The following is a 13927-nucleotide window of genomic DNA, read 5'->3' on the forward strand; positions in this document are numbered from 1 at the left end:
CGATGAGTAAATTCTGGAGCCCGTTCGTCAAGGATCTGGTGCCCTACGTGCCGGGCGAACAGCCGAAGCTGACCAGACTGGTCAAGCTCAACACCAACGAAAACCCATATGGCCCGTCGCCGAAAGCGCTGGTGGCGATGCAAGCCGAGCTCAACGACAACCTGCGCCTGTATCCGGACCCGAACAGTGATCTGCTGAAAAACGCCGTGGCCCAATACTACAGCGTGCAAACCAGTCAGGTGTTCCTCGGCAACGGTTCGGACGAAGTGCTCGCGCACATTTTCCACGGTCTGCTGCAACACGATCAGCCGCTGCTGTTCCCCGACATAAGCTACAGCTTTTATCCGGTGTACTGCGGGCTGTATGGAATCGAGTTCGACGCGGTGCCGCTGGATGCGCAATTCCAGATCAACCCGGCCGACTACGCCAAACCGAATGGCGGAATCATTTTCCCCAACCCGAACGCCCCGACCGGCTGCTTGCTGGCGCTGGACGCGGTCGAGCAGATCCTCAAGGCCAGTCCGGATTCGGTGGTCGTGGTGGACGAGGCTTATATCGACTTTGGCGGCGAAACCGCGATCAGTCTGGTGGACCGTTATCCGAACCTGCTGGTGACACAGACATTGTCCAAGTCCCGTTCGCTGGCTGGCCTGCGTGTCGGTCTGGCGGTAGGGCATCCTGATCTGATCGAGGCGCTGGAGCGGATCAAGAACAGCTTCAACTCCTATCCGCTGGATCGTTTGGCGATTGTCGGTGCGGCGGCGGCTTTCGAAGATCGCGAGTATTTCGACAAGACCTGTCGTCAGGTGATCGAGAGCCGCGAGTGGGTGGTGGCGCAGTTGCAGGCCAAAGGCTTTGAAGTGCTGCCGTCGGCGGCGAACTTCATCTTCGCTCGCCACCCGGAGCATGACGCGGCGGGGCTGGCGGCGAAACTGCGCGAGCAGGGCGTGATCGTGCGGCACTTCAAGCAAGAGCGGATTGCGCAGTTCTTGCGGATTTCGATTGGCACGCCGGAGCAGAATCAGGCGCTGATCGATGGGCTCGGCGACCTCTAAAAGCAAAAGCCCCTCACCCTAACCCTCTCCCATAGGGAGAGGGGACTGATCGGGGGATATTGCTGAGGTACGCCGACCTGAATTTGCTTTACCGAATCCATAATCGACTCGCTCTTTCAGGTCGATGTCCCCCGCAAGACAACTTGGTCGGCTCCCTCTCCCTCCGGGAGAGGGCTGGGGTGAGGGTGTGCTTTTATTCGTGATGCGGCTCGCCGAGAAACGTCAGCGAACTGAACAATCCACGACTATCCACATCCACACTGTCCTTCACCGGCACCTCAACCTGCGCCGCAATCACATTCAACCCTTCGTTCCTCACCAGCACCTGCGCGCGGCCATCCTTGTCGGTCTCGGTGCTCAGCGTGTTTGGCGCGCTGCGATAGTCGCCATACAACTTCACTCCTGCCGCCGGTTTGCCATCAAGCAACACCCGCACCGGCAACGATTTGCCTGGCCCTACCGTCAGCGGATCGACCTCCGGCAGGATCAGCAATTTGATCTGATCAAGCTTCGGCAATTTCGCCCCCGGCTGATAGATCGCCAGGCTGTATTTGAATGTCTGCGTAGCCTCGGTGGCGCCGGGCACTTTGCTGCGTCCTTCGTTGATCCACTTCTTGTCCGCCGTCTGCGACCACATGCCATTGTTCAGCGCTACGGCCATCACTGCCGGCGGCTTCAATGGTTTCAGTCGGGCATGATCGGCCAGGCGCTCGACGCTGACCGGGATCATCTTGCCGCTCGCGTCATAAGCCCATGCGCCGCTGATTTTCTGTGCCTTGAAGGCGTTGTCTTCAGCGCCGTGACCGTAGACCACTTCGATGTTGCCGCGTCGTTCCTCTGTCCACAGGCCATGGGCCGACGCCTGAGCGGTGAACAGCGCAGCGATGAGCAGAAGGGGTTTGCCGTAGTGCATGGTGACGTCCTTTTACAGGTTGAGTGTCAGGCTGACGGTGAAATTGCGCGGTTCGCCGGGGTTGACCCAGTAGTTGCTGTAGGAGCGCTCGTAGTATTTCTCGTCAAAGATATTGTTCAGGTTCAGGCCCACCGTGACGTTGTCGCTGGCCTTGTAATGGGCGAGCAAGTCGACGGTCTGATAGGCCGGCAATTCGAAATCGCTGCCTGACTCGCCCGAGCGATCGCCGACGTAAGTGAACGCTGCGCCGACGTCTGAACCGCGCAGACGGCCATCCTGAAACTCATACACACCCAGCACACTGCCGCTGCGTTTGGCCACGCCGAGGATGCGGCTGCCGGTGGGAATGGTCGCATCGCCCTTGGTCACCTCGGCGTCGATGTAGGCGAAGGCGCCGATGACCCGCACCGCATCGGTTACTTGCCCGGTGACCTGCCAATCGAAACCCTGACTGCGCGCCTTGCCCATGGCGCGGCTGGTGTCGGTCCCCGGATCGAGAGCAAGGACGTTTTCCTTGTCGATGTGGAAGAAGGCGAGGGTGCTGCTTACGCGCTCATCGAACAGCTCGTTCTTGATCCCCACTTCATAACCGACACCTTCTTCCGGATCGAAGGATTTGCCCGAAGCATCCAGGCCGTTGTTCGGTTTGAACGAGGTCGAGGCGTTGGCGAACAGGCCAGTGTTCGGCGTGAGTTGATAGAGCAGGCCGGCGCGTTGGGTCAGTGCGTCGTGGCGCTGCTGGCTCTTGGCGTTACGGCTGTGGTCGTCGATGCGCTGATCGAAGTGCTCGAAGCGCGCGCCAAGCGTGCCGCGCAACTTGTCGGTGAAGACGATCTGGTCTTGCAGATTCAGCGCATGACTTTCGACGTGTTCGAAGAAGTCAGTGCCCGAGCGCGCACCATTGGGTTTTGGCTGGCCGTAAACCGGCTTATAGATGTCGATGGCGTAGGGGCCGCCGGCGACGGTGGTGACGCGTTCGTCCTTGCGGTAATTCTCGTATTCGGTGCCGATCAGCAATTCATGCTGCCACAGGCCGAGGTCGAACAGACCGCGCAATTCCAGTTGGGTGATGCTGTCGTGCCAATTCGTATCGCGTTCGCGCAAGCGGCGGTTGACCGTGTGGCCGTCGGCGTTCAGCGCGCGTTGTTCCGAGGCGTCGCCCCAGAGTTTGCCTTCCTTGTAGTGGCTGGCCAGACGCAGTTTCCAGCTGTCATTGAGATGGTGTTCAAGCGTGGCCTGGAGCAGGTTGTTGTGATTGTCGATATTGCCGTCGTCGGGTTCGCCGAGGAACGTCGAACGGGATACACCGCTCCATTTATTGTTCGGCGCCACTACACCACGATCGAACGTCGAGTTGTGACGGACGATTTCGCTTTCCACCAGCAGCGAGGTGTCCGGGTTCAACTGCCAACTGATCGAAGGCGCGACGAAGACCCGCTGGCTGTCGACGTGGTCGCGGAAGCTGTGGTTGTCCTCTACCGCGAGATTGATGCGCGAGAGCACATCGCCCTGTTCATCAAGGGGCGTGTTGACGTCCAGCGCGGTGCGATAGCGATCCCAGCTGCCGGCGCTGGTTTGCAGGGTGGTGAACGCTTCAGGCTGCGGTTTCTTGGTGACGATGTTCACCGTCCCGCCAGGATCGCCTCGACCGTAGAGACTGGCGGCCGGGCCTTTGAGCACTTCGATGCGCTCGATGTTGGCCGCGTCCGGCGTGCTCGGGTAGCCGCGATTGGCGCTGAAGCCGTCCTTGTAGAACTCGGACGTGGTGAAGCCGCGCACGCTGTATTCGTAGAGGGTCAGGCCGCCGAAGTTGTTCTGCTTCGACACGCCGCCGGCAAAATCCAGCGCGCGCTCGACACTGGTGCTGCCCAGATCCGAAAGCACACTGGCCGGGACCACGCTGATGGCTTGCGGGATATCGCGAATCGCCGCGTCGGTTTTGGTCGCACTGGCAGAGCGGGTCGCGCGATAGCCGCTGACCGGGCCGGTTGGGGATTCATAATCGGAAGTGACGCTGATGGCTTCCAGCTCAACGGGCTGCGGCTCTTCGGCGAAGGCGGGATCGCAGAGCAAACCCAGAGTAAGGCCCAGCAGCGAGGCCTTTTTGCGAGACGACATGTTATGTTGTTCCAATTGTCAGAATTGAAACAATATAACATGCCTGTTGAGAATGTCTGTTATTCGCGCCGCTGGCGCGAAAACATTTTTATTCTTCTTTTTCTTTGACCGGTGCCGGCGGTGGCCGCAGGCCGATTTCAGCGGTCAGCTTGAGCTCCTTGCCGTTGCGCATGACCTGGATCGTCACCTTGTCGGTCGGTTTGATTCGCGCCACCTGGTTCATCGAACGGCGACCATCGCCGGCCGGTTCACCATCGATACTCAGAATCACATCGCCCAGTTGCAGCCCGGCCTTCTGCGCCGGGCCGTCACGGAAAATACCGGCGACGACAATTCCCGGGCGCCCGGACAAACCAAACGACTCGGCCAGTTCCTGGGTCAGCGGTTGTACTTCGATGCCCAGCCAGCCACGAATCACCTGACCGTGCTCGATGATCGACTTCATGACTTCCATCGCCAGTTTCACCGGAATGGCAAATCCGATGCCTTGCGAGCCGCCCGACTTGGAGAAGATCGCCGTGTTGATGCCAGTGAGGTTGCCGTTGGCATCGACCAGCGCACCGCCGGAGTTGCCCGGGTTGATCGCCGCGTCTGTCTGGATGAAGTCTTCGTAGTTGTTCAGGCCCAACTGATTACGCCCGGTGGCGCTGATGATGCCCATGGTCACGGTCTGGCCGACGCCGAACGGGTTGCCGATGGCCAGCGCGACGTCGCCGATGCGAATGCTGTCGGAGCGGCCGACAGTGATCGCCGGCAGGTTTTTCAGATCGATTTTCAGGACGGCGAGGTCGGTTTCCGGATCGCTGCCGATCACGCGGGCCAGCGTCTCGCGACCATCCTTGAGCGCCACGACAATCTGGTCGGCGCCGCTGGTGACGTGGTTGTTGGTGAGGATGTAGCCTTCGGGGCTCATGATCACCCCGGAACCGAGGCTCGATTCCATGCGCTTCTGTTTTGGCGAGTTGTCACCGAAGAAGCGGCGGAACTGCGGATCCTCGAACAAGGGATGCGCCGGTTTGTTGATGACCTTGGTGGTGTACAGGTTGACCACCGACGGCGCGGCGATGCCCACCGCATCCGCATAGGACACCGGCCCCTGTTGCACGATCGTGGTCTGAGGGGCCTGTTGCAGATTGACGTCGAGGCTCGGCAGCCCGACCCACTCGGGGTAACGCTGAATAATCAACAGAGCGATAAGCACACCGGCCAATAGCGGCCAGCCAAAAAAACGCAGCGCCTTGAGCATTAAGCACGTTCCTGGAAAGGTTGCAGGCGAGGTCAGACCGCCCATAATGTCGCGCATTATACGAGGCCGCGCGCGCCTCTGAACGGGATATTTAGGAGTCTTTCATGGCCGTAGCCCTCAGCACCCTCGTCGAAGAAGCCGACCGTTACCTGGCCAGTGCGAAAATCTCCGATTATTGCCCCAACGGTTTGCAGGTCGAAGGCCGCCCGCAGGTGATGCGCATCGTCAGTGGCGTCACCGCCAGCCAGGCTCTACTGGACGCTGCCGTGGAAGCCGAGGCCGATCTGATCCTGGTCCACCACGGTTATTTCTGGAAAGGCGAGAACCCCTGCGTCACGGGTATGAAGCAGCGCCGCTTGAAGACCCTGCTCAAGCACGACATCAGCCTGCTCGCCTACCACCTGCCGCTGGATCTGCACGCGGACGTCGGCAACAACGTGCAACTGGCGCGTCAGCTCGACATCACTGTCGAAGGGCCGCTCGACCCGGGCAATCCGAAAGTCGTCGGGCTGGTGGGTTCGCTTAATGAGCCAATGACTGCGCGGGATTTCGCGCGCAAGGTGCAGGAAGTCATGGGGCGCGAGCCGCTGTTGATCGAAGGCAGCGGCATGATCCGCCGCGTCGGCTGGTGCACCGGTGGCGGCCAGGGTTATATCGATCAGGGCGTGGCGGCGGGGGTCGACCTGTTCATCAGTGGCGAGGCGTCCGAGCAGACTTTCCACAGCGCCCGCGAGAATGACATCAGCTTCATCGCCGCCGGCCACCACGCCACCGAACGCTACGGCGTGCAGGCGCTGGGCGATTATCTGGCGAAGCGCTTTGCCCTCGAGCATATCTTCATCGATTGCCCGAATCCGATCTGACCTTTGACAGAGGCGAGGACTTGATCGGATTCGACGTAACTATTGCCAAATATGCGATAAAGGTTTTCAGGTCGTCAGGCCAAGTTGGGAATCTGGTTATAGCGCGGATATGATGAAAGGGTTATAGCCTCTTCTCCTGACCCTGTTAACCAAGCTTCAAGTCGAAATCTCCTTTTAAAATGGTCAATCCGTTTGTTATAAAAACGAAATTACCGTTGAGCTTTGTTCCGGATTCGCTAATGGTCAATTCGAGCGTGCCGGTATCAGCTCCCTGGTAATTGCCGTTGTCGGTGTACCCCCAAGTCCAATAGCTCATACCGTCAAAGCTTTGCGGGTAATTCACGGTATAAATTCCATCTATTTTTTTGGGAAAAGAGATGGCCATTCCATTCTTTCGTTCTCTATCTTCGAATGCCAGAACAACACCTGCAGTCTCGTCAGTGCCGAGAGAGCAGCGAATATCTTCTTTAATATTGAATTGCCGACCGGTATGGGCGGTGGCTATGACATGACCGCGAACATTTGCACGGGCAGGTTCGTTTTTGTGGAAAACAAAATTCATAGCGGTATCCTTTCATCGAATTGAGGTAAGTCTGATGGTTATGACTCCGATTGAAGTGTCGGCCAGTGTTGGCTTAATAGAGAACTGTAATAAATGACAGTTTTTTAGAATTGTTTTAATGTGTGCACTGGTTTCTTATAACCTGAACTGGTAGCAGGGGCACAGCGATGCAGCCGAACTGGCAGGTATATTCATATACCCTTTCGATCTAGTTGGCGTCCTGATTAGAAGAGGTCGCTGTGCTAGGATTCCCCGCTCGAACACGGCCCGCTGGCCGTTCATAAGAAAGCTTTCGTGAGTAGCCATGGTCGACAAACTGACGCATCTGAAACAGCTGGAGGCGGAAAGCATCCACATCATCCGCGAGGTGGCCGCCGAGTTCGATAACCCGGTGATGCTGTACTCCATCGGTAAAGACTCCGCCGTGATGCTGCACCTGGCACGCAAGGCGTTCTTCCCGGGCAAACTGCCGTTTCCGGTGATGCACGTCGACACCCGCTGGAAATTCCAGGAGATGTACAAGTTCCGCGACAAGATGGTCGAAGAACTGGGCCTGGACCTGATCACCCACATCAACCCCGATGGCGTGGCGCAGAACATCAACCCGTTCACCCACGGCAGCGCCAAGCACACCGACATCATGAAAACCGAAGGCCTGAAACAGGCACTCGACAAGCATGGTTTCGACGCAGCCTTCGGCGGTGCCCGTCGCGATGAAGAGAAGTCCCGCGCTAAAGAGCGCGTCTACTCGTTCCGCGACAGCAAGCACCGCTGGGACCCGAAAAACCAGCGTCCAGAGCTGTGGAACGTCTACAACGGCAAGGTCAACAAGGGCGAATCCATCCGTGTGTTCCCTCTGTCGAACTGGACCGAGCTGGACATCTGGCAGTACATCTATCTCGAGGGCATCCCGATTGTGCCGTTGTACTTCGCCGCCGAACGCGATGTGATCGAGAAAAACGGCACGCTGATCATGATCGACGACGAGCGCATCCTCGAACACCTGTCCGATGAAGACAAAGCGCGTATCGTGAAAAAGAAAGTGCGGTTCCGCACCCTTGGCTGCTACCCGTTGACGGGCGCGGTGGAGTCCGAGGCCGAAAGCCTGACGGATATCATCCAGGAAATGCTCCTGACGCGAACTTCCGAGCGCCAGGGCCGGGTCATCGACCACGATGGCGCAGGCTCGATGGAAGATAAAAAACGTCAGGGTTATTTCTAAGGGGTTGTCATGTCGCACGCATCTGATTTGATCAGCGAGGACATCCTCGCCTACCTGGGCCAGCACGAACGTAAAGAGCTGCTGCGCTTTTTGACCTGCGGTAACGTCGACGACGGCAAGAGCACCCTGATCGGGCGCCTGCTGCACGACTCGAAGATGATCTACGAGGATCACCTCGAAGCGATCACCCGCGACTCGAAGAAATCCGGCACCACCGGTGACGACATCGATCTGGCATTGCTGGTCGACGGCCTGCAGGCCGAGCGTGAACAGGGCATCACCATCGATGTCGCGTACCGCTATTTCTCCACCGCCAAGCGCAAATTCATCATCGCCGACACTCCTGGCCATGAACAGTACACCCGCAACATGGCCACCGGTGCCTCCACCTGTGACCTGGCGATCATCCTGGTCGACGCCCGTTACGGCGTGCAGACCCAGACCCGTCGCCACAGCTTCATCGCCTCATTGCTGGGGATCAAACACATCGTCGTGGCCATCAACAAGATGGACCTGAAGGACTTCGATGAAGGCGTGTTCGATTCGATCAAGGCCGACTACCTGAAGTTCGCCGAAGGCTTGAAGATGAAGCCGACCAGCATGCACTTCGTGCCGATGTCTGCTCTGAAGGGCGACAACGTGGTGAACAAGTCCGAGCGCTCGCCGTGGTACACCGGCCAGTCGCTGATGGAAATCCTCGAGACCGTCGAAGTCGCAGGCGATCGCAACTTCACCGATCTGCGTTTCCCGGTGCAGTACGTCAACCGCCCGAACCTGAACTTCCGTGGTTTCGCCGGCACCCTGGCCAGCGGCATCGTGCACAAGGGCGACGAAGTCGTGGTGCTGCCGTCGGGCAAGAGCAGCCGGGTGAAATCCATCGTCACCTTCGAAGGTGAGCTGGAACACGCAGGTCCTGGTCAGGCGGTAACGCTGACCATGGAAGACGAAATCGACATCTCCCGTGGCGACCTGTTGGTGCATGCCGACAACGTGCCGCCGGTGACCGACAGCTTCGAAGCGATGCTGGTGTGGATGGCTGAAGAGCCGATGCTGCCGGGCAAGAAATACGACATCAAACGCGCCACCAGTTACGTGCCGGGCTCAATCGCCAGCATCGTCAACAAGGTCGACGTCAACACCCTGGAAGAAGGCCCGGCGAGCGCGTTGCAGCTCAACGAGATCGGTAAGGTGAAAATCGCGCTCGACGCGCCGATCGCCCTCGATGGTTATGAAAGCAACCGCACCACCGGCGCATTCATTGTCATCGATCGCCTGACCAACGGCACCGTAGGCGCCGGCATGATCGTCGCTCAGCCAGTGGCTCATGGCACCGCCACGCACCACGGCAAACTGGCGCACGTGGCCACTGAAGAGCGTGCCCAACGCTTCGGCCAGCAACCGGCTACCGTGCTGTTCAGCGGCCTGTCCGGTGCGGGTAAAAGCACCCTTGCGTATGCGGTCGAGCGCAAGCTGTTCGACATGGGCCGTGCGGTGTTTGTACTGGATGGCCAGAACCTGCGTCAGGATCTGAACAAAGGTCTGCCACAGGATCGCGCCGGTCGCACCGAGAACTGGCGTCGTGCCGCGCATGTAGCGCGTCAGTTCAACGAAGCGGGCCTGCTGACCCTGGCTGCGTTCGTTGCACCAAGTGCTGAAGGTCGCGAGCAGGCCAAGGAACTGATCGGCAAGGATCGCTTGCTGACGGTTTACGTGCAGGCCTCGCCAACCGTCTGCGCCGAGCGTGACCCGCAAGGTTTGTACGCCGCTGGTGGCGATAACATCCCGGGCGAATCCTTCCCGTACGACGTGCCGCTCAACGCCGATCTGGTGATCGATACGCAGTCGCTGAGTCTGGAAGAAAGCGTCAAGCAAGTGCTGGAGCTGTTGCGTCAGCGTGGCGCAATTTAAGCACTGAAGCAGCGACAAGCTTCCAGTTTCAAGCGGCAAGAAAAAGCCCGTCGATGAGCAATCATCGGCGGGCTTTTTTGTCGCTTTGAGAATGTCAAAAGATCGCAGCCTTCGGCAGCTCCTACAGGGTGTGCGCCGATTCAATGTAGGAGCTGCCGAAGGCTGCGATCTTTTGATCTTTAACGCTTTGGATATTCGCGGTGCATCTGCTCCAGCAACGCATCCTTGTCCAGCCACAGCTGGTTGATCCAGCCCTGAAACTGCAAACGGTACTCGCCGTCCTGGTCGTAGTTCTTGCCGATGAACGCTGGCGGGATTTTGAGTTCTTCAAAGTGCACCACCACATCACGCACATTGCCGCAGAGCAAATCCCAGAACCCCGGACGTCCGGCCGGGTAATGAATCGTCACGTTGACGATCGATTCCAGCTGTTCGCCCATCGCATCGAGCACAAAGGCGATCCCGCCAGCCTTGGGCTTGAGCAGGTACTTGAACGGTGACTGCTGCTGCGCATGCTTGCCTTCGGTGAAGCGTGTGCCTTCGACGAAGTTGAAAATCCCCACCGGGTTATGCCGGAATTTCGCACAGGTCTTGCGCGTGGTCTCCAGATCCTTGCCTTTCTTCTCCGGATGTTTTTCCAGATACGCCTTGGAGTAGCGCTTCATGAACGGAAAACCCAGCGCCCACCACGCCAGACCGATCACCGGCACCCAGATCAGCTCCTGCTTGAGGAAGAACTTCAGCGGTTGAATCTTGCGGTTGAGCACGTATTGCAGAACCAGAATATCCACCCAGCTCTGGTGGTTGCTGGTGATCAGGTACGAGTGCTGATAGTCGAGACCTTGCAGACCGCTGAGGTGCCAGCGGGTGCGTCGTACCAGATTCATCCAGCCCTTGTTGTTGCTGATCCACGCTTCGTGGGTGTGGCTCATCAGCCAACCGGCAACGCGCTGGGTAAAGGCAAACGGCAGGGCCTTGACCAGCGCCACGCAGAACAGGAACGAGCAGAGCAGAATCGTGTTGAGCGCCAACAGCAGCGAGGCGATCACGCCACGCAATGGTGCAGGGAGAAAGTCCAGCATTTACACATCCATAGGTCGGTTGGCGGCTTGAATCGCGGTGAGGGCGATGGTGTAGACGATGTCATCGACTTGCGCGCCGCGCGGCAAGTCATTCACCGGTTTGCGCAGGCCTTGCAGCATCGGCCCGAGACTGACGCAATCGGCGCTGCGTTGTACCGCTTTGTGCGTGGTGTTGCCGGTGTTCAGATCGGGGAAGACGAACACCGTGGCGCGTCCGGCGACCTGACTGTTCGGCGCCAGTTGTCGGGCGACGTCGGCGTTGGCGGCAGCGTCGTACTGCAGCGGGCCGTCGATCAGCAGCGAGTGTTGTTGTTCGTGAGCGAGCAGAGTCGCCTCGCGGACTTTTTCGACTTCTTCACCACGGGCCGATTCGCCGCTGGAGTAACTGATCATCGCCACCCGTGGGATGATGCCAAATGCCGCCGCCGAGTCCGCGCTTTGCAGGGCGATCTCCGCCAATTCGGTTGCACTTGGGTGCGGGTTCATCACGCAGTCGCCGTAGACCAGCACTTCTTCTGGAAAGAGCATGAAGAACACTGACGACACCAGCGTGCAGCCCGGTGCGGTCTTGATCAGTTGCAGGGCCGGGCGGATGGTATTGGCGGTGGTGTTGATCACCCCGGACACCAGCCCGTCGACCTCGTCCAGCGCAAGCATCATGGTGCCGATCACCACGGTGTCTTCCAGCTGCTGCTCGGCCATCGGTGCGTTGAGGCTTTTGCTTTTGCGCAGGGCGACCATCGGTTCGACGTAGCGCTCGCGGATGTGGTCCGGGTCGAGAATTTCCAGACCCGGCGGCAACACGATGCCTTGCGCCCGGGCGACGGCTTCGACGTCTGCAGGTTTGGCCAGCAATACGCAGCGAGCGATCCCGCGTTCCTGGCAGATCGCCGCCGCTTGTACGGTGAACGGCTCGCTGCCTTCTGGCAGGACGATGCGCTTGTTTGCCGCCTGCGCACGCTGGATCAATTGATAGCGGAACACTGCCGGCGACAGGCGCATTTCCCGTGGCGTGCCGCAGCGCTGATGCAGCCAGTTGGCGTCGAGGTGGCTGGCGACGAAATCGGTGATGATCTCCGCGCGCTCGCGGTCATCGATGGGGATTTCCTTGTTCAGGCCGTTGAGCAGGTTAGCGGTGTCGTACGAGCCGGTGCTTACCGACAAGACTGGCAAGCCGGCCTGCAACGCGCCTTGGCACAGGTCCATGATGCGCGGATCGGGCAGGGTGTCGCTGGTCAGCAGCACGCCGGCCAGCGGCACGCCGTTGATCGCCGCAAGGCTGACGGCGAGGATGATGTCGTCGCGATCACCCGGCGTCACCACCAGCACGCCGGGCTTGAGCAGCTCGACGGTGTTGCGCATGGTTCGCGCGCAAATGATGATTTTGTTCATGCGCCGGGTTTCGTAATCGCCAGCGTTGAGCACCTGCGCGCCCATCAGGTCGGCGACGTCGCGAGTGCGCGGCGCGTTGAGTTCCGGCTGGAACGGGATGCAGCCGAGCAGGCGGAAGTCACCGCTGCGCAGCAACGGCGAATGCTCCTTCAGCCGCGTGGCGAAGGCCTCCATGCTCTCGTCGGTCTTGACCTTGTTGAGGATCACGCCGAGGACTTTCGGATCCTTCGGGCCACCGAACAATTGCGCTTGAAGCTCGACCCGACCAGAGAGTTCGGCGAGCACTTCGTTTTCCGGCGCCGAAACCAGAATCACCTCGGCATCCAGACTCTTGGCCAGGTGCAGATTGACCCGGGCGGCGTAACTGGCGCTGCGGGTCGGCACCATGCCCTCGACCACCAGCACATCCTTGCCGACTGCCGCTTGCTGATACAGGGCGATGATTTCTTCGAGCAACTCGTCGAGCTGACCGTCACCGAGCATGCGCTCGACATGCGCCAGGCCCAACGGTTGCGGCGGTTTCAAACCGTGGGTGCGTGCCACCAGTTCGGTGGAACGCTCGGGGCCGGTGTCGCCCGGGTGCGGCTGGGCGATCGGTTTGAAGAAGCCGACTTTGAGGCCGGCGCGTTCAAGCGTGCGTACCAGCCCGAGGCTGATGGAGGTCAGACCCACGCCAAAATCGGTGGGGGCGATAAAAAAAGTTTGCATGGGAATTCTCTATGCAAGGGTGCCAGCCTATGTCTGGCCGACTACCGAAATTCAGTCGCCAAGGTTAGCGCTAACCGAGCCCTGTGCACACCAACCGCAGGCAAAGGGTTGACCTGTTTTTTCAATACGTTGCGCCAGATCCAGGACCCAGGCGCGGGTTTGCCACGGCGGCTGGTGGCGCAGGTGCTGGGTGTGGCCACAGGAAAGCTCGACCACCCAATGGCCGTCTTCGTCCTGATGAAAGCCCGTGATGGTCGAAACCCGTTTGTCCGGGTTGTGGTCGCTTTCACGCGATTGCTTCGCTAAACTTGGCCTTTCTATATTCTTATGCAAAAGGTCTCGCCCCATGCTGATCGCCGCCAATAAGGCTGTCTCCATCGACTATACCCTGACCAACGACGCTGGTGAGGTCATCGACAGCTCCGCCGGCGGCGCTCCGCTGGTTTACCTGCAAGGCGCAGGCAACATCATCCCGGGCCTGGAAAAAGCCCTCGAAGGCAAAGCCGTCGGTGACGAGCTGCAAGTAGCCGTTGAGCCTGAAGACGCTTACGGCGAATACGCCGCCGAGCTGGTCAGCACCCTGAGCCGCAGCATGTTCGAAGGCGTTGACGAGCTGGAAGTCGGCATGCAGTTCCACGCTTCGGCGCCGGACGGCCAGATGCAGATTGTCACCATTCGGGACCTGGACGGCGACGACGTCACTGTTGACGGCAACCACCCGTTGGCCGGTCAGCGCCTGAACTTCCAGGTGAAGATCGTTGATATCCGTGACGCCAGCCAGGAAGAAATCGCTCATGGTCACGTCCATGGCGAAGGTGGCCATCACCACTGATTTTCTGCGCTAAGCTTCGAGTACTG

At 59.3% G+C, this 13927-nt stretch carries 12 protein-coding genes; 5 read left to right on the forward strand and 7 right to left on the reverse strand.

The features are described from left to right. Positions 1-2 precede the first annotated feature (2 nt). Positions 3-1055: a histidinol-phosphate transaminase gene (hisC, locus tag AC0Z4S_RS09185; protein WP_485622741.1), complete on the forward strand. Its 1053-nt coding sequence runs from the start codon at positions 3-5 to the stop codon at positions 1053-1055. Positions 1056-1248: 193 nt separating this feature from the next. Here the strand turns inward: hisC and AC0Z4S_RS09190 are convergent, their stop codons facing one another. The 3 genes from AC0Z4S_RS09190 to algW all read right to left on the reverse strand — a co-directional run bounded on the left by AC0Z4S_RS09190 (position 1249) and on the right by algW (position 5332). Continuing rightward, positions 1249-1968, reverse strand: coding sequence for a DUF4198 domain-containing protein (locus tag AC0Z4S_RS09190; protein ID WP_485622742.1), 720 nt, complete (start codon positions 1966-1968; stop codon positions 1249-1251). Positions 1969-1980: 12 nt separating this feature from the next. Beyond that, entirely contained in the window at positions 1981-4086 is a 2106-nt protein-coding gene (locus tag AC0Z4S_RS09195; RefSeq protein ID WP_485622743.1) for a TonB-dependent siderophore receptor, read from the reverse strand. Positions 4087-4174: 88 nt separating this feature from the next. Next, entirely contained in the window at positions 4175-5332 is a 1158-nt protein-coding gene (gene algW, locus AC0Z4S_RS09200) for a Do family serine endopeptidase AlgW (RefSeq protein ID WP_016770590.1), read from the reverse strand. 104 nt (positions 5333-5436) lie between these two features. Here algW and AC0Z4S_RS09205 point away from each other — a divergent pair, with 104 nt between their 5' ends. After that, positions 5437-6195 carry a Nif3-like dinuclear metal center hexameric protein gene (locus AC0Z4S_RS09205; RefSeq protein WP_485622744.1) on the forward strand — a complete coding sequence of 253 codons (759 nt, stop codon included), beginning with the start codon at positions 5437-5439 and terminating at the stop codon, positions 6193-6195. A 145-nt stretch (positions 6196-6340) separates the two neighbouring features. On the opposite strand, the gene AC0Z4S_RS09210 is transcribed toward AC0Z4S_RS09205, so the two are convergent. Beyond that, positions 6341-6757: a hypothetical protein gene (locus AC0Z4S_RS09210; RefSeq protein ID WP_485622745.1), complete on the reverse strand. Its 417-nt coding sequence runs from the start codon at positions 6755-6757 to the stop codon at positions 6341-6343. A gap of 304 nt (positions 6758-7061) precedes the next feature. On the opposite strand from AC0Z4S_RS09210, the gene cysD reads away from it, so the two are divergent. Together cysD and cysN are read left to right on the forward strand one after the other, a co-directional pair. Further along, positions 7062-7979 carry a sulfate adenylyltransferase subunit CysD gene (gene cysD / locus AC0Z4S_RS09215; RefSeq protein ID WP_123375749.1) on the forward strand — a complete coding sequence of 306 codons (918 nt, stop codon included), beginning with the start codon at positions 7062-7064 and terminating at the stop codon, positions 7977-7979. 9 nt (positions 7980-7988) lie between these two features. After that, positions 7989-9887, forward strand: a complete 1899-nt coding sequence (gene cysN, locus AC0Z4S_RS09220; protein ID WP_485622746.1) for a sulfate adenylyltransferase subunit CysN — start codon at positions 7989-7991, stop codon at positions 9885-9887. A 179-nt stretch (positions 9888-10066) separates the two neighbouring features. Here the strand turns inward: cysN and AC0Z4S_RS09225 are convergent, their stop codons facing one another. From AC0Z4S_RS09225 to AC0Z4S_RS09235, 3 genes are read right to left on the reverse strand one after another with little or no spacing between them, the layout of a single operon-like run. Beyond that, a complete protein-coding gene (locus AC0Z4S_RS09225; RefSeq protein ID WP_485622747.1) occupies positions 10067-10969 on the reverse strand; it encodes an acyltransferase in 903 nt (300 codons plus the stop codon). Further along, entirely contained in the window at positions 10970-13069 is a 2100-nt protein-coding gene (gene pta / locus AC0Z4S_RS09230; protein ID WP_485622748.1) for a phosphate acetyltransferase, read from the reverse strand. 51 nt (positions 13070-13120) lie between these two features. Continuing rightward, the gene (locus tag AC0Z4S_RS09235) at positions 13121-13447 is read right to left on the reverse strand and encodes a DUF3565 domain-containing protein (RefSeq protein ID WP_485622749.1); all 327 of its coding nucleotides are present in this window, start codon (positions 13445-13447) and stop codon (positions 13121-13123) included. Between AC0Z4S_RS09235 and AC0Z4S_RS09240 the strand changes: the two genes are divergently transcribed. Further along, positions 13416-13901: an FKBP-type peptidyl-prolyl cis-trans isomerase gene (locus AC0Z4S_RS09240; protein WP_101159261.1), complete on the forward strand. Its 486-nt coding sequence runs from the start codon at positions 13416-13418 to the stop codon at positions 13899-13901. The two genes, AC0Z4S_RS09235 and AC0Z4S_RS09240, sit on opposite strands and share 32 nt — an antisense overlap. Positions 13902-13927: the final 26 nt, after the last annotated feature.

It is taken from the genome of Pseudomonas sp. 1L-B-1-E-C1 (genome assembly GCF_057291835.1).

Excerpts from the sequence above, each read along its gene's own strand:
- hisC (WP_485622741.1), top strand. The coding sequence starts at position 3 with ATGAGTAAATTCTGGAGCCCGTTCGTCAAGGATCTGGTGCCCTACGTG.
- AC0Z4S_RS09190 (WP_485622742.1), bottom strand. The coding sequence starts at position 1,968 with ATGCACTACGGCAAACCCCTTCTGCTCATCGCTGCGCTGTTCACCGCT.
- AC0Z4S_RS09195 (WP_485622743.1), bottom strand. The coding sequence starts at position 4,086 with ATGTCGTCTCGCAAAAAGGCCTCGCTGCTGGGCCTTACTCTGGGTTTG.
- algW (WP_016770590.1), bottom strand. The coding sequence starts at position 5,332 with ATGCTCAAGGCGCTGCGTTTTTTTGGCTGGCCGCTATTGGCCGGTGTG.
- AC0Z4S_RS09205 (WP_485622744.1), top strand. The coding sequence starts at position 5,437 with ATGGCCGTAGCCCTCAGCACCCTCGTCGAAGAAGCCGACCGTTACCTG.
- AC0Z4S_RS09210 (WP_485622745.1), bottom strand. The coding sequence starts at position 6,757 with ATGAATTTTGTTTTCCACAAAAACGAACCTGCCCGTGCAAATGTTCGC.
- cysD (WP_123375749.1), top strand. The coding sequence starts at position 7,062 with ATGGTCGACAAACTGACGCATCTGAAACAGCTGGAGGCGGAAAGCATC.
- cysN (WP_485622746.1), top strand. The coding sequence starts at position 7,989 with ATGTCGCACGCATCTGATTTGATCAGCGAGGACATCCTCGCCTACCTG.
- AC0Z4S_RS09225 (WP_485622747.1), bottom strand. The coding sequence starts at position 10,969 with ATGCTGGACTTTCTCCCTGCACCATTGCGTGGCGTGATCGCCTCGCTG.
- pta (WP_485622748.1), bottom strand. The coding sequence starts at position 13,069 with ATGCAAACTTTTTTTATCGCCCCCACCGATTTTGGCGTGGGTCTGACC.
- AC0Z4S_RS09240 (WP_101159261.1), top strand. The coding sequence starts at position 13,416 with ATGCTGATCGCCGCCAATAAGGCTGTCTCCATCGACTATACCCTGACC.
- AC0Z4S_RS09235 (WP_485622749.1), bottom strand. The coding sequence starts at position 13,447 with ATGGAGACAGCCTTATTGGCGGCGATCAGCATGGGGCGAGACCTTTTG.